The sequence below is a fragment of the Psychromonas sp. KJ10-10 genome (assembly GCF_047323245.1).
Lineage (GTDB): Bacteria > Pseudomonadota > Gammaproteobacteria > Enterobacterales > Psychromonadaceae > Psychromonas.
The window spans coordinates 3,553,621-3,576,384 of the sequence record NZ_CP178826.1 but is presented as its reverse complement, the minus strand read 5'-3'; the positions used below and the strand labels follow the sequence as shown (position 1 = coordinate 3,576,384).

Here is a 22,764-nt window from a genome sequence, read left to right as displayed (position 1 = left end):
TATAGCGCTTATTATAGCTATAGCGCTTTTTATATTGCTTTAACGAGAGGAGGTATAACGTAAATCTTGTAAATTAAAACCGAGTGGGATATCCGTTTTTAGGGTAACTAATTGTTTTGATAATAAGGCGACCTGTTGGTTATTTTTAACCTTTAATGCACGTTTATCTTTTTCATTGTTAGGGCTTTCAAGAATACCTTGTAAACTACCATATTCATGAAGTAGTAATAGCGCGCCTTTTCCACCTACGCCTTCAACTCCTTTAATAGCACTACTTGATATGCCTGTCATAGCCCAAAAATCTGTCAGCTTTTGTACTGGCAAACTCATTTCATTGAGCACACGTCCGGCATCTGTATAACTGTTTTGAAAGTAATCATAAAGCAAGGTATGTTGATTTAATAATTGATAAAAGCCTTTATCCGTAGAGACGATAATTGATTTTTGGCCATTTAATGACATTTTAGTGGAGAGAGTTGAAATTAAATCATCGGCTTCGTCTGTTTCGGTGACTAGCGATTCAACACCTAGTTCAAAGAAACTATCTTGAATATTTTCTAAATGTGCTTTTAGTGCTTCAGGAATTGGTTTTCTGCCCTGTTTATATTGAGCATATAATTGATGTCGCCAACTTTTAGCGTGACTATCAAAGACGCAGATAACATGAGTAGGTTTGTGCAGGTGTATTAACTTCTGCAAGGCATTACAAGCAGTCGCTGTTGTTATTTCGAGTGCTTTATTAATGTTCGCATGTTGTTTTTCTTGAATGGCATAGATACGACGAATTAAATTCATCGCATCGATAATCAAAAGAGTGGATATCATTAATTGATGATCTTATAACAGGGAGTATAAACCGAGCCGGGTAGTTTCATTCGACCTTGTTTTATGAAGCTTTCTAATAACACATCAATCTTGTTCATCAACTCAGTTTCTCCTTTCAATTGAAAAGGACCTAATTCTTCAATTGATTTTATCCCTTCATCCTTCACATTTCCACCAACAATACCAGAAAAAACACGTCGTAGGTTAGAGGCAAGTTCCTGTATTGGTTGGTTTTTAGTTAACAATAAATTACTCATATTTTCATGGTTGGGGATAAAGGGGTGCTGAAATGGTTTATCAATTTTTAATGACCAATTAAATGAATAAGCATCACCAATAGCACGTCTATATTCGGTAACCTTTTGCATTGATTTTTTAATTATCTGCGCGACTAGGGCTGGATCATCAATGATTATTTGATAATGATTACGTACTTCGTCACCCAGTGTGTCGCCAATAAATTGATCGATAGCTTTAAAGTAATCTTCGCTTTCTTTAGGGCCGGTTAAAATAATTGGTAAAGGTTGACGTTTATTTTCAGGGTGCATCATGATCCCTAAAATATATAACAGTTCTTCTGCTGTGCCAGGCCCACCTGGAAATATAACAATGCTATGTGCGATACGTACAAATGCTTCTAAGCGTTTTTCAATATCGGGTAATATTACTAATTCATTTACAATAGGGTTAGGTGGTTCAGTTGCGATAATACCTGGCTCAGTTAAGCCAATATAACGGCCATTATTGACCCGCTGTTTAGCGTGACCAACAGCGACGCCTTTCATTGGGCCTTCCATTGCTCCCGGACCACAACCGGTGCAGATATTCAACTCACGTAAGCCTAATTGATTACCTACTTCGGCAGTGTAATTAAATTCAATTTCGTTGATGGAATGTCCGCCCCAACAAACGACGATATTAGGCTCAATACCCGCTTTAAGAATATTGGCATTACGTAGGATAGAAAAACCAGACTGGTGATTTGAGTACTATTTTGCTCTTCATTTTCAGTGGTGATTTTTAGGCGAGCATCAACATAAAGCAGATCCCTTAACACAGAAAAAAGGTGTTCTTGAATACCTTTAATTAATTCACCATCAATAAAAGCTTCCTCTGGCGGGTTTTGTAACTCGATTTTAACACCTCGCTCCTGGTGCAGTACTTTGATGCTAAAATCTTGGTATTTTTCTAGTATTTCCTTACTACTGTCAGTGTGACTACCCGAATTAAGCACCGCAAGTGAACAGTTGCGAAAAAGTTGGTAAATTTCACGAGAAGCAGACTCTTGAAGTTGATTTACTTCAAGTTGTGAAAGTAATGCCATGCTACCAACGGGATTAATATGAGAGATCATAAGACTTCCTTAGGTAAAGAGGGAATTGAATAACCATCATTTTTTGATAAGCAGAGAGTTGAATTCAATGTGCTTTTATATAAACCTAACACTATAAATCAAACTTTATTCTTTTCCAGAGAAAATAACTTGGTCTCGGCCATTGTTTTTAGCGTTATATAAGGCTTGATCAGCACGTTCAAAGGCTGTTTCTATCGTATCATTACCAGAAAAGGTAGTAGCGCCAACTGAGATAGTAATACTAATGTTCTGCTTTTTAAATTTGAAAGGGATCCTTTTAATGACTTGGCAGAGCTTATTAAGCGTGTGTTTACATTGTTCACTGGAAATTTCTGGTAATAATAAAGCGAACTCTTCACCTCCAAAGCGCGCTATAAAATCAGTATTACGAATAGATTTTTGTAGGGTTTGGGCAATAACATTAAGCACTTTATCCCCTGCTAAATGTCCAAAAGTATCATTGATAGCTTTAAATTTATCGATATCGATAACGGCTATATTAAGCTGATGCTGATAACGTTGATAACGAGTAAACTCAATTTGCAGGCGATCACTCCAAGTTCGCTCGATTTGGTATTTTAGTTAAGAAGTCAATATGTAACTGTTTGTTCTGTTGCTTTAAAGTGTGTTGATAATTGTTTGTTTCGTTCTGTAATTCTTTAATTTGCCTTGCCATTGCACGAAACTGTTGTCGAACTTCCTGTTCTTTTTGAGACTCTCTAGTTTGAATCATATTTTCAATATTTTCTACGTAATCAGATATATATTTTTGAATGGAAATAATATCTTCACAGTTTTCAGTTGCTTTTTTTAATGCACTAGATTGCTTTTGAATGCTTTTAACACAAGCTTCTTGTTTTACAAAAGCGGATTCCGCGGTTTTAATATTACTAGAAAAATTAAGGTAGAACTGAGTCAGGCTATCGTTAAGGGTATATAAAAAATGACGAGAAGATCGTCGCTCATCACGTGTGCTATCAATAATAATGGAAATAATCGCTAGGCAATGTTCAGGAAGTGCAATCGCTTCCTTTTCATTTGATATTTTTTTCTAATTAGCTCTAGCTTTTTAATATAAGGCGTACCTACATCAAGATGAAGAATGACTTCTTGCAATTCATCACAAAGGTTCTCAACAAGTGGCTCGTTGGAAGGGTTCTCAGCAACCGCATCAACACCAGACTTATTTAGCTCTATCACCACGCGTTGGTATATTTTAATAATATTCTTTAGTTCGAGATGATGTTCAGTAATAGTGTAAGGCTGTACTATATTTTTAGCGTCTTCAATTTGAGTGGAAATTTTATCGGACAAATGGGAAAGCTTTTGTAATTGTATTTGAGATTGAGAAGCAATTAAGCGCCCTTCGGATAAAGTGTCTTCAATCGGGACGTAGAATTCATTAATGTTCTCTAAGCATTCTTCATATAAGTCTTTGGTTACGCCCTCAGAACTACTATTTTGTAATTTTTTTAAAAATGAAATTTGGTATTTATCAAAGGCTTTATTTTGGCGAGACATACCCTTCAATAGCTGTTGTAGTAATTTAAGAGTCACTGCAGATGAGGGCATAGTTATATTCCATTAAAATTTTATTTTTGTTTTTTAAGGCCATTACTGGCCAATGATAGTTAAAAGTAATTTATAGCTAATAATTCTAGTAAGAATCGAAGTATGTGCAAGTTTAATTAATAAGTAAAACAACAAAATAGAAAAATAAGTTATTTATCAATTTCTGGCCAATTAAATTGAAACCCTGGATGGCTAGCGTTTATTTTGACAACACCTTTCTCAATGGCTTTTTGACCAAGCACCCAGAGGTCTCCATCAAAAAGGCTGGTTGCAAGTTATCAATGGCATACAATTCAAGCCAGCTATTTTCATTATGGTGGTCACGTATCTGGCTTGCTCCAAATAATGCTAGGCTACTTAGGTTAAGCATACGAGTCGGCGTTATCGCACGGCTAACATTATTTAAAAAAGGAAAAGCGACAATTCCAATAGATACACCCGCTGGTAATTTGTGCACCTTTATAAAATGGTTAAAAAATAAAGTGATATTTTCCGCGAACAGTTCAGCACTTAATTGTTTTTTTTGTGTGCTAATTAATAACACTTGATTATCTCTAATTTGAAAAATATCTGCTTTGCCTTCAAAAAAACGCATTAATGCTAGACCAAATTTTTTTCTAATTTACTACCCGCAAATAACCCTGAAAGTTCATTCAGTTGAGTTAAAAACGGAATGTTGACTAGGGCATAATAAAGGGGGTCATTATTATAAATATAATCAAAATGGTTTGCTTGGGTCTGCTGAGAAGGTAATAAAGTTCTTGGATGAAGGGTTAACTGGCGTTCAAACTGCTTGTTTGAAGCAAATAGGTTTTTATTACGTACAATAAAGAACAGTAAAATCAGTATGATAATACTGAGCAGGATTAATGCGCCGTAAGTAGTTGCTTCAAATAGATCTTTACTATCTTTTAATGACCTGTTTTCTTGTTCTAATTGGCGTTGCTGTTGAGCAAGCTCAATTAATTGTAATTGCTCATTAATTTGTAATTGTTGTAGCGAAAATAAATGTTCTTTAATATTATTTTGCAACGCATGGAAGTTTTTAAAGTGTAAAATTGCCTGTTGATGATTACCTGTTATTTCGTAACTAGAGGCTAACATATCAAAGGCTTGCACACGTAAATCAGGGTAGTTATCCTGCGCAAGTTGTAATACATTTTCTAACTGCAGAATTGCTAATGCGGGGTCTTCGGTACTAATGTTAAGGTGGGCTAATAACAGTAAGCTTTCTATTTGATAGCGCACTTCTCCTAAACGAGTAAAGTGATAGCGCGCATTTTGTAGGTATTTTTGTGCCAGTAAACGTTCCTTATCATGGTTTTCATTAGTCACGAAACGCCCTGTTAAATAATGACTATAGGTTCTTCCTAACTCAAGGTAGACATGTGCCAAAATATTACTGTGTTTATCTTTTTGAATTAATTCTAATGCGTTAAAAAGGTAAATCAGAGCATTATTTTTTTCGTTATTTTTATCGTTTAAAATGGCTAGCTGAATCAAGCTATCCGCTTGTTTGATTCTATTTTCCGTATTGATAAATAATTCAACACGTTGTTTGGCAATGTTCATTGCTCGTTTAAATAGGTATTTTTGCTGATACAAGTTGGCAATACTTTTTTTAGTTTCACTGCTTAATTTTATTAATTGTTCTTTTTCAGCTAATTCATTGGCACTAAATAAATTAGCTATTGCTAGCTGTTCCTGATTTATTTTTTCAAAGTAAAGCCCATAGTAATAAAATAACCAAGCACTTAGCTCAGTGTTTTTTTTGTTTTTTAATAATTCTTTGACAGACTCTAGGGCAATGTTTGCATTACGGTACTGATTGCTTTCTAAGGATAACTTGCTGATATTCAATAGTAGTTTGGCTTTTATTGCTGTGTCACCTAATAATTGTGGGCTATTTATTTGTTGTAAGTTTATGTTTAAACGCTTTATCAATATTGCATTGTTTAATTCAGGTCTATTTTCTTCGGGAATTTCAGAGGCAATAATGTTATGAGTACGAAGTTGTTGCATTGAAAATGGTTGTCTTGCTAAGAGGTTTGTTAGCAGTTTATAAGCTTCTTGATATTCTTCAATTTGTGCATAACAAAAGGCAAGTAAATGCTCCGCAAGTATATTATTTTCATTTAGCGGTGTGGTTTTATTACTTGAAAGATTAGCATTTTCATAAAAGGGACGCTGGGTTTTTATATAACGCGTTGTGGTATCTATACAAGTATAGGGCGTTGTATAACGCCCGTCATAAGCTTCTTTTAGCGGTTCGGGGATATTGCCATCTATCAATGCAATTGCAAATGTAGAGGATGAAAAAGCAATCAGTAATGATGTAATAAGAAGACTAAAATAATGTGTCATATAGCTTATATAAACTCATGTTTGGTTTATTGGCGTAACAGGCGTATGTTATTTAATGTGTTATTTTTCAATTCATTATTATCTGAGCAACGATAAGGGTTAATATCTAATCCGCCACGGCGAGTATAGCGTGCAAAAACGGAAAGAGTATCTATTTGTGCAAATTTCATGAGGTCACAGTAGATCCTTTCCACACACTGCTCATGAAATTCGTTATGCTGACGAAATGATATAATATAACGCAATAATTTTTCTTGATTTATTTTTTTACCGGTATAACTAATTTCGACACTGCCCCAATCAGGTTGATTTGTAATTAAACAATTTGATTTTAATAAGTTGGAATATAAGGTTTCCGTCACTATTTCAGTACTACATAATCCCTCTAATATAGCGACGTCAAATTGGTAATTATCAACCTCTATGTCCAAATCATCTAAACAAATACCAGAAAAACTGCCCAGTTTTTCAGGGAAACTCTCCATGTCTTGGTGTAACTTAACGCTGACGGGTTTATTCGCACAAGCAGAAAGATCCTTGATTAATAGTTGTTGAACCGCTTCTAGGCTTTCAAATTTACTTTGGTTAAAGCTGTTTAAATAAAGTTTAAATGACTTTGATTCAATAATATTGTCACTATCAAAGGGGATTTTAACAACACCTTTAGCAATAACCGGTTTGCCCTTTAGGTTTAACCAAGATAACTCATAAATATTCCATAAATCACAACCTACAAAAGGCAGTGCATCAGCACTTAATTTTAATTCATCTCGATTTAAGCTACGAGGAACCCCTTGTAACAAGCTCGCGTCATATTCACTGATATATTGAGTAACTTGACCAAGTGGAAGATTCTTTAGTGCAGATGCTTTTTCGTAGAGAGGCTTATTTGTCATGGTGATTTATTTCTCAATGCTTTAAAAATGTAAACTTTAAAAGGGGGTTGCTGTTACCTACAGATTTTTATCTGTGTACAATAACGCTATTGTAACTAATTAAAAGAATTTTTCGAGTAATGAATAATACGATAAAAACAGCCCTTTATGACCTTTTCACTCGTCATGAGCAAATATGGGAAACAGAAAAGGGCACTTTGCCACAACAGGCCTTTGATGCAGAATGGATTTCTCCTTGCCAAGTTGAACGTCTATCGGAAGAGAATATTTGTTGGTCTCCCGTTGAGCGAGAATCTGCAGTAAATTTAAATAATATTGAAGAAGCTTTAGAAGTAAAGCTACACCCTAGTATTGAACAACTTTTTGTTCTTATTTTGCCGATGGAGTTCCTGCTTATTCGATGGTCACCCGATCGATTTGATTCAAGTGTGGAATGAAGACGACTTTAAAATGTTACAAGAAAATATGATTGCACATTTTATAATGCAAAAAAGGCTAAACAAACCCGCTTCAATGTTTATTGCAAGTTGCAGTGATGAAATGCAGGTGATATCAATTGTAAATGAAACAGGAGAAGTGCAATTAGAAACCTTAGGCAAGAAACAAGAAGCAATACTTGCACCTAGCCTAGATGTATTTTTAATGCAATTAACACCGGTTGTGAGTCATTAATCAGTTATTAATCATTCATTAATGTTGTGGTTGTTATTTTTGATTTAATAAAATCTACTACCTCTGTGTTTAAGCAGGCTTTAGAAAGGTATGTTTGTTCACCTGTCTGTAATATAAATATCAGCCCTTTTGGAGTTTCTATTAAGGACTTCATATCCAGCCAAGGTAAATTTTTATTTTGGTAGAGGCTTTCTATTTGAATCGATTGCTCGTTGATTATCAGATTAATTTTATTACCTGAGTTTTTACTCCACATTTGTCTTGATATCCACCAAGCTTTACGGTACTTAAAACTGAAAAACTCTACAAAAGCGAGACCGATAAAGAAAAAGCCAACTGCCACAGATAGCTCGGTTAAAATCATAATGGCAAACCCAAATAGCAGTAATGAGCCAATAAATTTATAACGCATTTTTTTGACAGGTTGTTGAAGAGTCGATTGTTCAAAACATTCAGAAAAATATTCTCGATCAAGTACATAGTGATTGCTAAATTGCATTGTTTACCTTTTGCGTAAGTGCTGTTTAAAATGATTTGAGATGTTAAAATAATATAATGATTTCCATAAAATGCAGATTTAATGGTAAAAACACGCACAATTATAACTAATTAAGAGTGGAAGGCACAGATGAAAAAGAAACAAAAATTGTTAGCTTAGGGCGCGATAAAAAATGGTCAAAAGGTGTTGTAAATCCACCCATATTCCGTGCATCAACCATGTTATTTGAAACCATGGAAGATATGCGTTTTGCCAGCAAAAATAAAGCTAATGGTGAAATGTTCTATGGACGCCGTGGAGGGCCGACTCATTTCGCATTTCAGGTCGCGGTTGCTGAATTAGAGGGCGGTGTTGGTACCGCATTATATCCATCGGGTTCAGTCTGCTATTAGTGGATCTCTGTTATCTTTTTTAAAAGCGGGTGATCACCTTCTAATGGTAGATAGTGCCTATGAACCAACACGTGCTTTGTGTGATGGAATGCTAGCAGGGTTTGGTATTGAAACCACTTATTATGATCCAATGATTGGTGCTGGTATTAAGGACCTTATTAAAGACAATACTAAGGTATTATTTTTGGAATCTCCTGGTTCAATCACTATGGAGGTTCAAGATGTGCCAACCTTGAGCCGTATCGCACATGAACATAATCTTGTTGTAATGTTGGATAATACTTGGGCATCACCAATCAATTCTCGTCCCTTTGAAATGGGCGTTGATATTTCCATTCAAGCCGCTACTAAATATATTGTTGGTCATTCTGATGTGATGATGGGGACGGCTACTTCTAATGAAGAGCATTGGGAACAATTACGTGAAAATAGTTATTTACTTGGACAGTGTACTTCACCGGATGATGTTTATTTGGCAAGCCGTGGTCTTCGAGCCACTCGGTGTGCGTATGGCTCAGCACGAACAAAGCGCACTAAAAATTGCTAATTGGTTAGCGAGCAAGACCGGAAGTTGATCATCTTCGTCACCCGGCCTTTGAGACTTGTCCGGGTCATGAATTTTTTAAGCGAGATTTCAGTGCTTCAAATGGTTTATTTTCCTTTGTCTTAAAAGAGGGAAATTTAAAATCAGTGACGGCATTTGTTGAAAATATGCACCATTTCAAAATGGGCTTTTCCTGGGGAGGCTATGAGAGTTTAATCCTTGGTGTGTTTGGCATTGATAAAATGCGTACTGTGACAAAATGGGATAGTAAAAAACCATTGATTCGTTTACATATTGGACTTGAGAACGTTGATGACTTGATTGCAGATTTGGACGCGACATTTACACGTTTTAATCGTCGCTTTGTAAAATTTTTAGCTTTTAGCCTTGTTTAGCTCGCGACAGCAACTAAACAGGGCATGTTATCTTTGTGTTTTCCTTTCTAATCAGAATACCCTCTAAATAAAAATGGCCACTTTTCAAAACTAAAACCCCAAAAAAATAGATGTTTATTGCATTTTTGCAATTCAATAAATATCCTCCCTATTTTTTTAAAATCACAACTATACTTTTGCTAACAACTAATATTAATGATTAGCTGATCCATTAACTAATACTAATCGTAATGGTTAGCGGATTTATTTTTACTGGTTAAAACTATTTATTTCTTTGTTGAAAGTTTGCTAAAGGAGTAACTGTTAAAGAAGTAATGTCCTTGCATTAATTCTACATTAGAAGAGCAACTGGTTAATCTGTCGATAGTGGTAATTTTCACAGGCACTAATCAATTTTTATAACGCAAGATTTAAAGCATATATTTAATACTATTAGTATAAACAATCCTTTTATAAACAAGGAACGGAGTACACATGAAAAATAACCAACTCTTTACGTATTTATTTATCGCACTATTTGTCGAAAGTTTATTTTTAGGCTTTTTCTATGATGCATTTACCTCTGCGCTTGTGATTGGTTTACCTGCTTTATTGGTACCTGTATATTTTTTCAAAATGGCTCCTAAAGTCATGCGGTCACTCCTCATATAGCGACCATTGGTGTGATGATATATTCTGCGCTTCATATTCATCAAGCTCACGGGTTAATAGAAGTTCATTTTGAAATTTTTATCCTGCTTGCTTTTTTAATTGTTTTTCAAGACTGGCGAGTATTTATCACTGCGGTGTTGGTGGTTGCTGTACATCATATTTCATTTTATTTTTTACAAGTTAATAATGCAGGAGTATTTGTATTTGATGAAAATAGGTTGATCTTTTCGACTGTTATTCTTCACGCTGTATATGCAATAGTAGAGGCAACCATAGCTGGTTATATCGCCCAATCGATGAAAAAAGAAAGTGAAGCAGGTAAAGAGCTTGCTAATGTTGCTAGCGAATTAACGGCAGATATTAATGCTATCGATTTAAGTATCAAGACCACTGCGAATGGTAATAAAACACTTATTTCATTTAATGAGTTGTTAGATCTACTTTCAAATGTCATTAATGGTGTTAAAGAGCAGGTATCAGAATTAAATTCAAACGCAAATCATTTAGTTAATACAAAAAATGAATTAGAAAATTCTTCTGCTAAAAATCTACAGGAAACCGAAGTTATTGCTAGTTCAGCGGAGGAAATGGCGATCACAGTAGCTTCAATCGCTGAAGATACCAATAAGCTCAGTGAGCAAATGTTAGAAGCTAAGAATTATACTCATTTAACCAATGAAAATATTTTAGAAATCAATAAACAAAACCAAGGTTTAAATATTGCTCTATCAAATACTAATGTGCAATTTGAGGAGTTAATGAATTCAACTGAAGCTATTTCTAAGGTGTTGTCGGAAATAAGTGGCATTGCTGAGCAAACTAATTTACTTGCGTTAAATGCCGCCATTGAGGCGACAAGAGCCGGTGAGCAGGGGAGAGGTTTTGCTGTTGTTGCAGATGAAGTACGTGCCTTGGCGACAAGAAACAAAGGAAAGCACTAGCAAAGTTGGTGAAATTCTTGCTCTTTTACAGAGCCGCTCTAAATCAACTACCGACTCGATGATGCAAAGTATAGAAATTGTTGAAGCAGTTATAATAAGTTCTGATAAAGCACAACAACAAATCACCTTGGCATCAAATATTGTCGAACAAGCGAGTGATATCTCGCTAAGTGTTGCGACCGCGATAGAGGAGCAATCTATTACTACAGAAAGTATTGCCAAAAGTGTTGAGATGTTAAGGCATACTGTCCAGGATGATAAAGACAATGTTTTGGCTGTTGCAGAGGAGGCAAATGGATTAAGTCTTGTGGCGAATCAAATGGAACAAAATATAACCCGATTTAAATGATGACTAAATCCCAATGCTGGATATTGATTATTTGGCTTAGTTTTACTGTGCTAGCCTTTGCTTATTTCATTGATGATAAGCTAAAGGACTTTGATGCGGAGCATAAATTAGAAAATATGACGGCGCAAAGCCTTGCGCCTCATTTATTTACCTTTTAGGGGGAAATGATACTGGTAATCGGATCATACATTTTTCTAAAAATAACTGTGATTGCCAGCAAACCAGTGAATTACATATAAAAGAAATAAACCAGCTTGCGTCGGATAATCAGTTTAAGGTTATTAATGTGGAACTTGGCGAGCATAACATTATTCCTTCTACACCTTCGGTTGCAATTATCAGCAATATGGGAGAAGTGATTTATTATGGCCCCTATGGCCAAGGCATTGCCTGCTCACAAACGGCGGGATATGCGCAAACTATGCTGAAAAACTATTTAAAGGGTTATATCGGAAATGTTGTCATAAAGGATGCAAAGGGGTGTTATTGCTCACTTTAAAGGAGATGAGAGTTAGATATTTATAAAAATGGCACCTTAGTATCTTTAAGGTGCCATTTTATTTAAGCGTTTTTTGTTTTAGAAGCTTTGGCTATATTGTAATGCGACTAAAATAGCATCAGCATGGGTCGTACCCGTAATACTAGATACCTCGGTACCACTTGACTCTGTCGTTTCGGTAACAGAAACATCTTCCCCAATTAAATAAGTAGCGCCAAAGTCTATGTTCGCACTGTCGGTGAAATGATAAGTAAAACCAGCTGATAACCATTGTCTATCTGAGTCAGGTACTGAGATTGAAGTAACCTCATCCTGAGCGCTTTGGTCATACATATAACCTGAGCGTAAAGTCCAACGATCATTGACATAATAGGTATTACCGATGGAGAAATGCATTGCATCTTTCCAATGGTATTCGTTAATGACGCCAAATGCTTTTGAATCTAAAGTATCAAAGGCAGACCAACCGATCCATTGAACACTATAATGAACGGCAAATTTTGTACCTGATAAGTGATGGTAACCAGAGAATTCTGCCATATCAGGCAAAGGCATATATAAAGTATCATCTTCGACTGTTGTGCCACCGAAAGTAATATCTCCCTTCGCTTTTAACTCTGGACTGTAATGATAAGATAGTCCGAAACGGTTGTTTTTATCGAGTTCGAACACTGTTCCTACATTAAAACCAAGACCAAAACCTGCCGCATCAGCATCAAGGGCTTCTGTTCCACCTAAATAAACACTGCGTGATCTTTGTAGTTTACCAATGCCATAAATTACATCTAAACCACCGCCAACGCTCCATTGCTCATTTATTCGGTATGAAGTAGCTAATCCTAAATTAATGCTTTTAACGTCGGTTAACCCGCCGTATTCAGCGCCGGTAAAGCTACTGTCAAATTCAGTTCTAGTACCAAAATTTGAATATAAGTCCAACCCTACAGCAAATTTTTCATTTAAAGGAACGATTAGATGAATATTAGGTGCAAGTGAAAGACCTCCGGCATCACTGTAATTAGAATCAACTGCAGTAGGGCTTGTTATAGCTGTGTAACTAGCATCGCTGACACTGATGTCAGTTATTAAGGCGTTTAAACCAAGAGATAGTGATGTTTTATCAAATAGCGCCATGGTCGCTACATTACGCGCCATCACAGAGGCATTATCTGCAATAACAGCATCACCAGAAAAAGCGCGACCTAAACCTGTTGCTGATTGAGTATTAATTTGGAATCCTGCTTTCGCCATGCTCTGTGTTGCACTGAATGTAAGTGCTACCATCATCGCGGTTTTTGTTAGCGATATTTTGCTAAGTAAGGCTGTTTTTTTCATGTGTATTATCCATTAACCATGTATGTTAAGAAGTTGTTATCGAAGTCTAAGTAGTGATCGTAAAAAGAGAAAGGTTTGAAACTAATAAAAGTGAATTAATACGTGATAGTTCTCTAATTTTCGAAGATTGTGCAACAAAATGACAATTATTACCAATTTCATTAACTTAAAAAGCAAGAATTGTGCAGGAAAGTTGCATGAATTTGTATGTAAGTAAGAATTTTGATGGGAGTGTATTTTAAACAAACAGGACATAAAGGCCTGAGTCAGGCCTTTATAAGCATTATCAATTATTGCAAATGTGTGTTTTAAGTTTTACGCTGAGTATTACTCAACACCTAAAAAACCACCGGTTTGGTGTGCCCAAAGTTGCGCGTAAACGCCTTTTCCTTGAATCAATTCTTTATGTGTTCCTTGCTCTAGAATTTTGCCTTCCTCAAGTATAATTAATCTGTCCATAGTCTGCTATAGTTGAAAGGCGATGTGCAATTGCGATGACTGTTTTGCCTTGCATCAATTCATATAGACTCTCTTGAATAGTCGCTTCAACTTCACTATCAAGTGCAGATGTGGCCTCATCAAGTACTAAAATTGGCGCATCTTTGAGTAATACTCGAGCAATAGCAATACGTTGACGTTGCCCACCTGAAAGTTTCACGCCACGTTCACCGACTTGCGCATCGTAACCAATATTACCCGAACTGTCGGTTAAGCCCTGTATAAACTCATGGGCTTCTGCTTGTTTACAGGCATGGATCATTTGTTCTTCCGTTGCATCGGGGCGACCATAAAGAATATTTTCACGAATCGAGCGGTGCAATAAGGAGGTGTCCTGTGTCACCATACCAATTTGTAGGCGCAGACTTTCCTGCTGAACATCATCGATAGCTTGACCATCAATGTGTATCTGGCCATCTTCAAGGTCATAAAAACGCAGTAATAAATTAACCAGTGTTGACTTGCCTGCACCTGAGCGTCCTACTAAGCCAACCTTTTCACCAGGTTTTATTTTTAAATCGAGATTATCAATTACACCTTTGTTTTCACCATAATGGAAACTGATATCTTTAAAATGAATCTCTCCTTGAGATACATTTAATGGTTTTGCATCTTTTTTATCTTCAATAATATTAGGTTTTGCAAGGGTACGCATACCATCGGTGACGGTACCGATATTCTCAAAAAGTGAACTGAGTTCCCACATGATCCATTGTGACATACCATTTAATCGTAAGGACAGGCTGACTGCTATGGCAATAGCGCCAACTGTGATGGCACTTTGCATCCACAGGGAAATTGCGAGTGTGGTGATAACAAAGGCAAGAATATAATTTGAAACTTGAACGGAAACGTTAACCCCTGTTGCTAGGCGCATTTGGCGATATACTGTGTCTAAAAATCCAGCCATGCCTTGCTTTGCATAGGCTGATTCTGAATCAGTATGAGCAAATAGTTTTACCGTTGAAATATTGGTGTAACTATCCACAATACGACCTGTCATGGTTGAGCGAGCATCTGCTTGGTTCTGTGGCGACTTTGCGTAAACGTGGCACAAAATAATACTGCAAACCAATATATACCGCTAACCAAATTAACATTGGAATAGCTAAACGATAATCGGCCTGTGCCACCATCACAACCATAGAAATAAAATATACTAATATGTAAACCATCACGTTTAATAATTTCATAACGGTTTCACGAACAGCTAATGCCGTTTGCATTACTTTTGTTGCAATTCGGCCTGCAAAATCATCCTGATAAAAAGACACACTTTGTTTTAAAAGATAACGATGGGCAAACCAGCGAATTGACATAGGGTAATTGCCAAGCAAGACTTGGTGAACAATCAATGAATGTAATAGTGTTAAAGCAGGAATTAACAATAAAACGGTAATAGCCATGCCAAGCAAAGCGAGGCCTTCATCCTGTAATAAGGTGTCAGGATTTTTAGTCACCAACCAATCAACCAACTGTCCCATAAATCCAAATAAAGAAACTTCTAAAATGGCTAACAATGCAGTGAGTATAGTCATTAAAATAAGTGCTTTACCGTAACCCTTTGTATAATGCATACAAAACGCAACTAAGGTTTTTGGGGGCTGGGTTGGCTCTGCATCATTTAATGCGGGAACTAAATTTTCGAAATATTTAAAAAGCTTTAACATTGTATTACCTGGAATTAAAAGTGACGGCTTCTAATATAAAGCCTTAATCAAACAACACAAGCAATTATAAAAGCTCATGCATTTTGTACTTTACAGAAGGGTTGAGATTAAAGGAGGTTTAAATAGACAACAAATTATGTATCAATTTCAATTCTATCTCGGCCATTTTGTTTGGCTTTGTAGAGTAATTCATCGGCTCGTTGGATTATTAATTCGGCATTATCGTTATTTATGCGCTGGGTTATGCCAACACTGAGTGTGATTGGAATGCTAATACCCTGTTCCGTGAGCGGAAATTCCTTTAAGCGTTTGCTAAGTCTTTCAATAAACTTCTGTGCGCCTTGAGGTGCGGTTAAAGGAAAAATTGCTAGAAATTCATCTCCACCCCAGCGTCCATAAAAGTCACCAGTGCGACTCATTTCATTGACAAGTTGACCAAATAGCTTCAATGCCTTATCACCAACATGATGTCCATAGGTATCATTGATATCTTTAAAATGGTCAAAATCAAAAACGGCAACAGACATTATTAAATTATGTCGATTACTAGTAGAAAGGGTTTTTTCAAGCGTTTCATCAATTGAACGTCGATTTGCTATATCAGTTAACATATCTGTGCTTGCAAGCACTTCGAGTTGCCTATGTGCTTCTTTAAGTGCATTTACATCATTATTTCTTGCTATTTCATGGCCTATCCAAGTAGCAAATAAACGCACCAATTCAATATCTTGTTTGATATAAGGACGAGTTGGATCTGGGCTAGAAAAATTTAAAGTGCCATAACGAACCCCATCAGCAAAAATAGGGGCACCAATATAAGCTTCAAGACCAAAATTGATAAAACAAGGATGTAAAGAAATCTCGCTTTCAGAGACATGGCTAAAGCCTTGGACGTCATTTGCTTGATAAACATGGTCGCAATATGTGTCGCCTAATGGAAATGTCATTCCTTTTTCTAAAGCGTTTTCAGGGTGAATTGCCTGTTTAACAATATAATTATCGCCAACAATTTTACTAAAAATAGCGATAGGTAAATTAAATTGCTGGCTACCGAGTTGAAGAATAGCATCAACACGTTCCTTAAAGTTCAAGTCGCGTGAAGAGGTGATTTCATGTAGTTTAGCCAGAGATTCTTCTGCTTTTAATCGTTCTGATTCATCTGTAACCGAAGCAACAAAAAATAGCACATTGCCCGCTTTATCTTTGATATGTCCACTGCTGGTATTACCGAGGAATAGTTGACCAGATTTAGTTTTGTATTCAACGAAAGATACTTTATTACTTAGTTTTAATTCAGGATTATAACGTTTTTCACCCTGCTCAGAAAAGATAGACTTATTAGCATAAAATACCTCAGTACTATGCTGGAGCAATTCATCATTACGATAACCAAACAATGCTTCAGTCGCTTTATTCATATTTAAAACTTTTCGTTCTACCGAAGCGATAACAAAGGCATTAGGGAGGTGTTCAAAAACTGAAGCAAGGGTATTAATATTTAGCGTTTGTGATGTTTCAGCAGTGTTCAGTTTCAAACTCATTCCTTGGCTAATATTGTTTACATCATTCATACTATTACTTACTAATGCTTTTTTCAAATAACAGAATTGATTTTAGTGAATAAAAAACTAATTGATACTTTTATCATCAGACTTAAGAAATATGAATATGGACTTTAGTAAGCAATTGTCACAGCAACAGATTTTAATTTATCAATATGATAATAAAGGTATTTCATTAACTGTAAAAGAAAATGAACAATTCCGATGGTTTGAATATGGTGGGAGTGAGGTGCAGTCCTTAATGAATAAGGAAAGACCAGAGCAGATTATTTTACCCGTCTATCAGTCCTTATTATTGTTTTTGTTACTTGATAATAATTTCTTTGCTAATCAACCTCGGCAGTTATTAAACCTTGGATTAGGTGGTGCATCCATTGAGCGAGCCTTGGCAACAATATCAGATTTGCATATTAGCTCTGTTGAATCTTCCTTAAACATTGTTGAAATGGCTAAAAAATATTTTAAGGTACCAGCCCAGGTCAAAATTGTTGCTCAAACAGCAGAACATTTTATAGAACAAACGGATGTGTTATATGATGTTGTTTTATGTGATTTATTTATAGATGGGAAAAGTGCAGATTGTATTTTTAATGGCAGTTTTTATTCTCATTTATGCCAAATCACAGCGACTAACGCAACGTTGATGATAAACCTACAGGCGAATAATAATGAACAGTTAATACAGCTATTACTTATTATAAAGCGCTATTTTCCCTATATTGCTTTGAATGAATTTGATGACTATAAAAATATCGTTATGCTTGCCAGTAAACAGACACTACCGCCTCATCAGGCACTCATAGAAAGATTCGAAGGTTTAAAGCAGAGTGGGTTATTATGCTTTCAACATCTTAATTTACAGAAAATAATCAATAGATTGAAATATATTCCTTAACAGAGAAGACAATAATGGGACTAACAAAGATAACTTTTTTGAACGTTTTGAAGCGGATATTGTTTCCGGTAAAAAAACAATTACCATTCGTGATAAATCAGAAAATAATTTTGTAAAAAATACAATCGTGTCGGTGGCTACCTTTGAAACGGGGCGAGAATTTTGCCAAATACGTATTAAAGATGTACAAGCAATTGAAAGGTATCAACTTAATGATTTTCATGCACAGCAAGAGAATATGACTCTCAAAAAATTAAACCAAGTGATTGATGAAATATACCCTGGGGTAAAAAGTTTATATGTGATCTCTTATGAGCGGCTATAACCCTTAATTTTTAGTTTCAGAAAAAATCATTTCACTAGTATGTTTTGGCGTTAATTCGAATACCTGTTGTTGCTCATCTGAATGACGTGTTGCAGTGATAATTAAAAATTGCTTTTCAGGTTCTTTAGCAAAAAGTTTAACCTGAAATTGTAGGGCGTCCATTGCATCTTCATCCTTTAGGTTAAACCTTGCTTTAACCACTAATTCTGACACCGGTTTTTTAGGTGAAAAATGAGGTGTGACACGGGATAGTTTCATCTCTTCTAATGGTTCGCTTAGCGGTTTTATCGGTAATGCTAACATTTTTGACGATCGATGTTTTAATTCGTCGCTTGGTGAGTATCAAACTCATTAACTGATAACATACCATCACCATCATCATCGATACCCGTAAAAGCGGAGACAGGTAAAGATAGCACCATAAATACGATGTTATCGTGAATATTAAGTGTTCCATGTTGGGCTATCATAATATGCGCTTGAGATTGACTCATAGAAACGATGCTCAATAGGGCAAGTGAAAAAATACAAAGTGACTGATTGATAATTTTCATTTTATGGCTTCTATTTAATTATTTTTATCATTACTAATGGTAGGGCATTATTCGCGGAGTAGCAAAAAAATCTCTTGAGAAAGAGTTAGGTTGGGAATTGGAAGTTTTGCTGAAAATAGAGCTGATAAGTATTTTTTTATTTAATAGCGAGTGAAATTAAACAGTTTTTTAAACCGCTGGTTAATTTCAGCTCGCTAAGAATTGTATGCTTAGCCCTTGTAAATCTTTGGATTAAATACATCACGTAACCAATCACCTAACAGATTAATTACAAGTACTAAGCTGACTAATACAATGCCTGGGAAGATAGTTATCCACCACGCACCAGAAAAAATATATTTAAAACCAATACTGATCAACGCGCCTAATGAAGGTTGATCAACAGGTAAACCTAAACCTAAAAACGATAAGGTCGCCTCGGACATAATTGCGTTAGCTACCTGTACTGTTGAAATTACTAAAATAGGTGACAAACAGTTAGGTAAAATATGACGAAACATAATTCGCCCGGATCTAAACCCCATTACTTGCGCGACTTCTACATACTCTTTTTTCTTTTCAGCTAACACAGAGGCGCGAATAGTACGAGCATACTGAGGCCATTCAGCAACACCAATAATAACAACTAGCATGATCACTGCATATTGAGCGAAGAACTCAGCACCAAAACTGGCCTTGAAAATAGCGGTAATAATGATAGCAACCATCATGGTTGAAAAGGACAGTTGTACATCGGCAAAACGCATTAAGAAGCTATCAATACGGCCACCAAAATACCCCGATGACAAACCAATCACGATACCTAAAAACAGTTGTACAGCAACAGCTAAGAAACCAATTGTTAATGATAAACGTGAACCATATAAAATGGTTGATAAGATATCGCGACCTTGGTCATCAGTACCTAATAGGAAACGTACATCACCGCCCTCTAACCAAGAAGGTGGTAATTCAGAATCCATAATATCAATTGCCATTAAATCATAGGGATTAGTCGGAGAAATAAGTGGAGCAAACAAGGTCGCTATAAAAAACGCCAGAAATAATGCGAAACTAAACATTGCCACTTTGTCACGTTTAAAGTGATAGATAAAATCAGAGTTTTTAAAATTTTCCCAGCGACTAGGAACATGTGAAGAAGTAACAGTATTCATTATTATGCTCCCTTACCAGTAATATCAACAGTTGGATTAATAACACCATATAACAAATCAACAATGGTATTGGTGGTAACAAAGATTAAACCAACAAAAATAACATAGGCAGTAATCAAAGGAGTATCAACGCGGTTAATGGCTTCTAAGAAAATAAAACCTGTGCCAGGCCATTGGAAGACGGTTTCCGTTAAAATGGTGTAAGCAACCATAGTTCCTATTTGTACACCACCGACGGTTAGAACAGGTAACATGGTATTTTTAAGAGCATGTTGATAATAAATTTTGTTGCTTACCAAGCCTTTTGCTTTGGCAAACTTAACGTATTCAGAGCTTAATACTTCAAGCATTTCTGAACGTACTAAACGAATAAATAAAGGCATCATAATTGAAGCTAAGGAAATACACGGAAGAATCAAGTGCAATAAACCATCTTTAGTTAGATAACCTGTTTCCCAGCCTAATATATTCATGGTTTCACCACGACCGTAGGAGGGGAGCCAATTTAGTTCGATGGCAAATAAATACATTAACATAATCGCGGTTAAAAATACCGGTACTGAAATGCCGATACTACTCAGGGCTAAAATAATCTTGGTCCAAGTAGTTTTGGGATGAATAGCGGAATACACACCAAGTGGAATCGCTAGAAAAATAATAATAAGTGTCGCACCAAAGACCAGTTCTAAGGTCGCAGGTAGTTTATCTAAAATAACTTCTAAGGCTGGACGTTTAAAGAAATAAGAGGTGCCGAGATCACCCTGTACAGCGTTACCTACAAAGCGAGCGTATTTGGTGATGTAAGGGTCATTTAACCCAAGGTTATCACGTAGTACTTGTCGTTCTTCTTCAGAAACGGATTGACCGACCATTTCACGTAATGGATCACCCAAGTTGTCTTGAATAGCAAATGCCACCAAACTGATGACAAACATCACGATTAGTGCTTGAAACAGTCGATTGACTAGAAATGTAAACATTCCTTGTTCCCTATAAATGTAAAAATAAGCACTCTGTTTTTCTTATTAATTGTTTTTTGTTTTTATTATCGATTAATAATATGAGAAAAAACAGAGTGTTTGATAGTTAATGAAAACTAGATGCTTTAATTGTCCATTAACTTTTTATATGGTTGTTAAATCATAAAATAAATTCAACAACCTTTTAAAACCTTACCAAATCACCTTATTTTACAACAAGGTCACCAAAGTAAGGGAAGTTCATTGCATTAACGATAGGTGCGATATCTAGGTTAGATTTTGCGCCCCAAGCAAGGTTCTGCCAGTGTAATGGAACAAATGCAGACTTCTTTATAAAGAATTTGCTCAACTTCCTGTAGCATCACTTTACGTTTTGCTGGATCAGTTTCTGAGTTTGCGCCATCTACTAAGCTATCAACAGTTGCATTAGAGTAATGACCACAGTTGTAAGCACCTTTACCTGTTTCTTTATTACGAGTCATGGTTAAGAACTCAGAGAAGTTCGCAGAATCCTCTGTATCTGAATGCCAACCGATCATCAACATGTCCGCTGAACATAAGTCAAACTCAGGCCAGTATTGTGCTTTTGGCATGGTTTTAAGGTCAACTTTAATACCGATTTTAGCTAACATAGATGCGTACTGCTTGTGCGATTTGTGCATCATTTACGTAACGGTTATTCGGTGCAATCATAGATAATGAGAAACCATCTTCATAACCTGCTTCCTTCATTAACTCTTTCGCTTTTTTAAGATCGAAACGTGGTACTAATGCTTCATCATAACCTGCGTAACCTGCAGGGCCTTGTTGACCTGCTGTTGTTGCAAAACCTTTCATGATTTTTTGAACAATACCTTCATTGTTAATGGCATGCACAATCGCTTGACGAACACGCACATCTTTTAATGCTGGGTTTGAATTTTGGTTCATTTGGAAAGTGATGATACGAGTACCGGCAACGGTAGTTAAATCGATATCTTTAGTATCAACAACACGTTTCTGATCATTTGGTGCAACAGGATGGATCATATCAACATCGCCTGAAAGAAGCGTCGCAACACGAGTTGCATTTTCTTTAATAGGTACCAGTGTCAATTTATCAACATTACCTGGAGAGTTAGTATCCCAGTAATCATCAAAACGATCAAAGACAACTTTTACGCCTTGCTCGCGAGATGTCACGATGAAAGGGCCGGTTCCTGATACGTTAGTTGAAGCAAAAGAGTTACCGTGTTTTACGATCACTGATTTGTCTTGACCTTCAAGTTCACCTGAATAGAACTCGCTGTCCATTGGGAAGATATAAGTCGCTGTTTGCGGCGACTAATGGGAAAGGTTTAAATGATTTTATTTGAATCGTGTAATCATCTACAGCTTCCATTTTTTCATAAGGAGAGAAAATCGCTTTGAAATCTTGAGAGTTTTGTAAGCGGTTAAAAGTCCAAACAACGTCTTTAGCCGTTAACATGTTTCCTGAGTGAAATTTAACGCCTTTACGAAGCGTAAATTCAAAAGTTGTATCATCGACACGTTTCCATTCCGTTGAAATACGAGGCTCAAAGTCTAAAGATTGAGTTAATCGAACTAAAGGATCAAATAGCATATGAGACATCTGCAAAATACCGCCAGATAATTGCTCATGTGGGTCTAGCGTTACTGGATCTGAATCGTAGGCAACAGTGATATCTGCCGCTGTTGCTGAAAAGCTTAATCCTGCGGCAAGAAGTGCTACGGCTAGTTTGGTTTTTAATAACTTCATTTATTGACTCCTTTGATGGAAAAATTTCCGTTGTATAATATTTAGATAATTAAAATGGTGTTGCATTAAGAAAGCGTAT

The 22,764-nt window shown here is 36.0% G+C and carries 26 protein-coding genes and 3 pseudogenes; 10 read left to right on the top strand and 19 right to left on the bottom strand.

Going from position 1 to position 22,764, the window contains the following annotated elements:
- Positions 1-39: 39 nt before the first annotated feature.
- The 8 genes and pseudogenes from xni to queF form a co-directional block, all read right to left on the bottom strand.
- Positions 40-825, bottom strand: coding sequence for a flap endonuclease Xni (gene xni / locus ACLKMH_RS20580; RefSeq protein ID WP_413699753.1), 786 nt, complete (start codon positions 823-825; stop codon positions 40-42).
- Positions 825-2,179: pseudogene (ppnN, locus tag ACLKMH_RS20575) on the bottom strand (nucleotide 5'-monophosphate nucleosidase PpnN). Before ppnN ends, xni begins: the two are co-directional and overlap by 1 nt.
- Positions 2,180-2,284: 105 nt before the next feature.
- Positions 2,285-2,719 carry a GGDEF domain-containing protein gene (locus ACLKMH_RS20570; protein ID WP_413702426.1) on the bottom strand — a complete coding sequence of 145 codons (435 nt, stop codon included), beginning with the start codon at positions 2,717-2,719 and terminating at the stop codon, positions 2,285-2,287.
- 10 nt (positions 2,720-2,729) lie between these two features.
- Positions 2,730-3,161 (bottom strand): hypothetical protein, encoded by a 432-nt coding sequence (locus tag ACLKMH_RS20565; protein ID WP_413702425.1) that lies wholly within the window; start codon positions 3,159-3,161, stop codon positions 2,730-2,732.
- Positions 3,162-3,178: 17 nt separating this feature from the next.
- Positions 3,179-3,751, bottom strand: a complete 573-nt coding sequence (locus ACLKMH_RS20560) for a hypothetical protein (protein ID WP_413699752.1) — start codon at positions 3,749-3,751, stop codon at positions 3,179-3,181.
- 199 nt (positions 3,752-3,950) lie between these two features.
- Positions 3,951-4,346, bottom strand: a complete 396-nt coding sequence (locus tag ACLKMH_RS20555) for a hypothetical protein (RefSeq protein ID WP_413699751.1) — start codon at positions 4,344-4,346, stop codon at positions 3,951-3,953.
- Positions 4,347-4,351: 5 nt separating this feature from the next.
- Entirely contained in the window at positions 4,352-6,115 is a 1,764-nt protein-coding gene (locus ACLKMH_RS20550) for a tetratricopeptide repeat protein (protein WP_413699750.1), read from the bottom strand.
- 26 nt (positions 6,116-6,141) lie between these two features.
- On the bottom strand, positions 6,142-7,011 hold the full coding sequence (gene queF / locus ACLKMH_RS20545) for an NADPH-dependent 7-cyano-7-deazaguanine reductase QueF (protein ID WP_413699749.1): 870 nt from the start codon (positions 7,009-7,011) through the stop codon (positions 6,142-6,144).
- Positions 7,012-7,130: 119 nt separating this feature from the next.
- On the opposite strand from queF, the gene ACLKMH_RS20540 reads away from it, so the two are divergent.
- Positions 7,131-7,448: a SecY-interacting protein Syd gene (locus ACLKMH_RS20540; RefSeq protein WP_413699748.1), complete on the top strand. Its 318-nt coding sequence runs from the start codon at positions 7,131-7,133 to the stop codon at positions 7,446-7,448.
- Positions 7,438-7,683 (top strand): SecY-interacting protein Syd, encoded by a 246-nt coding sequence (locus ACLKMH_RS20535; protein ID WP_413699747.1) that lies wholly within the window; start codon positions 7,438-7,440, stop codon positions 7,681-7,683. Before ACLKMH_RS20540 ends, ACLKMH_RS20535 begins: the two co-directional genes overlap by 11 nt.
- A gap of 7 nt (positions 7,684-7,690) precedes the next feature.
- On the opposite strand, the gene ACLKMH_RS20530 is transcribed toward ACLKMH_RS20535, so the two are convergent.
- The gene (locus ACLKMH_RS20530) at positions 7,691-8,182 is read right to left on the bottom strand and encodes a YcxB family protein (RefSeq protein ID WP_413699746.1); all 492 of its coding nucleotides are present in this window, start codon (positions 8,180-8,182) and stop codon (positions 7,691-7,693) included.
- A 116-nt stretch (positions 8,183-8,298) separates the two neighbouring features.
- On the opposite strand from ACLKMH_RS20530, the pseudogene ACLKMH_RS20525 reads away from it, so the two are divergent.
- From ACLKMH_RS20525 to ACLKMH_RS20500, 6 genes and pseudogenes are all read left to right on the top strand, one after another.
- Positions 8,299-9,513, top strand: a pseudogene (locus tag ACLKMH_RS20525) (cystathionine beta-lyase).
- 474 nt (positions 9,514-9,987) lie between these two features.
- The gene (locus tag ACLKMH_RS20520) at positions 9,988-10,164 is read left to right on the top strand and encodes a hypothetical protein (RefSeq protein WP_413699745.1); all 177 of its coding nucleotides are present in this window, start codon (positions 9,988-9,990) and stop codon (positions 10,162-10,164) included.
- 14 nt (positions 10,165-10,178) lie between these two features.
- Positions 10,179-11,105 (top strand): methyl-accepting chemotaxis protein, encoded by a 927-nt coding sequence (locus ACLKMH_RS20515; protein ID WP_413699744.1) that lies wholly within the window; start codon positions 10,179-10,181, stop codon positions 11,103-11,105.
- On the top strand, positions 11,071-11,454 hold the full coding sequence (locus ACLKMH_RS20510) for a hypothetical protein (RefSeq protein ID WP_413699743.1): 384 nt from the start codon (positions 11,071-11,073) through the stop codon (positions 11,452-11,454). Before ACLKMH_RS20515 ends, ACLKMH_RS20510 begins: the two co-directional genes overlap by 35 nt.
- Positions 11,451-11,612, top strand: coding sequence for a hypothetical protein (locus ACLKMH_RS20505; RefSeq protein ID WP_413699742.1), 162 nt, complete (start codon positions 11,451-11,453; stop codon positions 11,610-11,612). Before ACLKMH_RS20510 ends, ACLKMH_RS20505 begins: the two co-directional genes overlap by 4 nt.
- Before the next feature lie 128 nt (positions 11,613-11,740).
- Positions 11,741-11,953: a DUF6436 domain-containing protein gene (locus ACLKMH_RS20500; protein ID WP_413699741.1), complete on the top strand. Its 213-nt coding sequence runs from the start codon at positions 11,741-11,743 to the stop codon at positions 11,951-11,953.
- A gap of 78 nt (positions 11,954-12,031) precedes the next feature.
- On the opposite strand, the gene ACLKMH_RS20495 is transcribed toward ACLKMH_RS20500, so the two are convergent.
- From ACLKMH_RS20495 to ACLKMH_RS20485, 3 genes and pseudogenes are all read right to left on the bottom strand, one after another.
- A complete protein-coding gene (locus tag ACLKMH_RS20495; protein WP_413699740.1) occupies positions 12,032-13,288 on the bottom strand; it encodes an outer membrane protein transport protein in 1,257 nt (418 codons plus the stop codon).
- Positions 13,289-13,615: 327 nt separating this feature from the next.
- A pseudogene (locus ACLKMH_RS20490) lies at positions 13,616-15,456 on the bottom strand (ABC transporter ATP-binding protein).
- 134 nt (positions 15,457-15,590) lie between these two features.
- Positions 15,591-16,991: a diguanylate cyclase gene (locus ACLKMH_RS20485; protein WP_413699739.1), complete on the bottom strand. Its 1,401-nt coding sequence runs from the start codon at positions 16,989-16,991 to the stop codon at positions 15,591-15,593.
- A 133-nt stretch (positions 16,992-17,124) separates the two neighbouring features.
- Between ACLKMH_RS20485 and ACLKMH_RS20480 the strand changes: the two genes are divergently transcribed.
- Together ACLKMH_RS20480 and yqfB are read left to right on the top strand one after the other, a co-directional pair.
- The gene (locus ACLKMH_RS20480; protein ID WP_413699738.1) at positions 17,125-17,913 is read left to right on the top strand and encodes a hypothetical protein; all 789 of its coding nucleotides are present in this window, start codon (positions 17,125-17,127) and stop codon (positions 17,911-17,913) included.
- Entirely contained in the window at positions 17,903-18,238 is a 336-nt protein-coding gene (gene yqfB, locus ACLKMH_RS20475) for a N(4)-acetylcytidine aminohydrolase (RefSeq protein WP_413702424.1), read from the top strand. The genes ACLKMH_RS20480 and yqfB overlap by 11 nt, the downstream gene beginning before the upstream one ends.
- A 3-nt stretch (positions 18,239-18,241) precedes the next feature.
- Here yqfB and ACLKMH_RS20470 read toward each other — a convergent pair whose 3' ends face one another.
- The 7 genes from ACLKMH_RS20470 to ACLKMH_RS20440 all read right to left on the bottom strand — a co-directional run bounded on the left by ACLKMH_RS20470 (position 18,242) and on the right by ACLKMH_RS20440 (position 22,685).
- Positions 18,242-18,541: a hypothetical protein gene (locus tag ACLKMH_RS20470; protein WP_413699737.1), complete on the bottom strand. Its 300-nt coding sequence runs from the start codon at positions 18,539-18,541 to the stop codon at positions 18,242-18,244.
- Positions 18,542-18,558: 17 nt separating this feature from the next.
- Positions 18,559-18,792: a hypothetical protein gene (locus ACLKMH_RS20465; RefSeq protein WP_413699736.1), complete on the bottom strand. Its 234-nt coding sequence runs from the start codon at positions 18,790-18,792 to the stop codon at positions 18,559-18,561.
- Between the two features lie 209 nt (positions 18,793-19,001).
- Complete coding sequence (locus ACLKMH_RS20460) at positions 19,002-19,946, bottom strand: ABC transporter permease (RefSeq protein WP_413699735.1); 945 nt, start codon at positions 19,944-19,946, stop codon at positions 19,002-19,004.
- A gap of 2 nt (positions 19,947-19,948) precedes the next feature.
- On the bottom strand, positions 19,949-20,926 hold the full coding sequence (locus ACLKMH_RS20455) for an ABC transporter permease (protein WP_413699734.1): 978 nt from the start codon (positions 20,924-20,926) through the stop codon (positions 19,949-19,951).
- Positions 20,927-21,198: 272 nt separating this feature from the next.
- Entirely contained in the window at positions 21,199-21,558 is a 360-nt protein-coding gene (locus ACLKMH_RS20450; RefSeq protein WP_413699733.1) for a hypothetical protein, read from the bottom strand.
- Positions 21,548-22,219, bottom strand: a complete 672-nt coding sequence (locus ACLKMH_RS20445) for an ABC transporter substrate-binding protein (RefSeq protein WP_413699732.1) — start codon at positions 22,217-22,219, stop codon at positions 21,548-21,550. The genes ACLKMH_RS20450 and ACLKMH_RS20445 overlap by 11 nt, the downstream gene beginning before the upstream one ends.
- Positions 22,194-22,685, bottom strand: coding sequence for an ABC transporter substrate-binding protein (locus ACLKMH_RS20440; protein WP_413699731.1), 492 nt, complete (start codon positions 22,683-22,685; stop codon positions 22,194-22,196). The genes ACLKMH_RS20445 and ACLKMH_RS20440 overlap by 26 nt, the downstream gene beginning before the upstream one ends.
- Positions 22,686-22,764 lie beyond the last annotated feature (79 nt).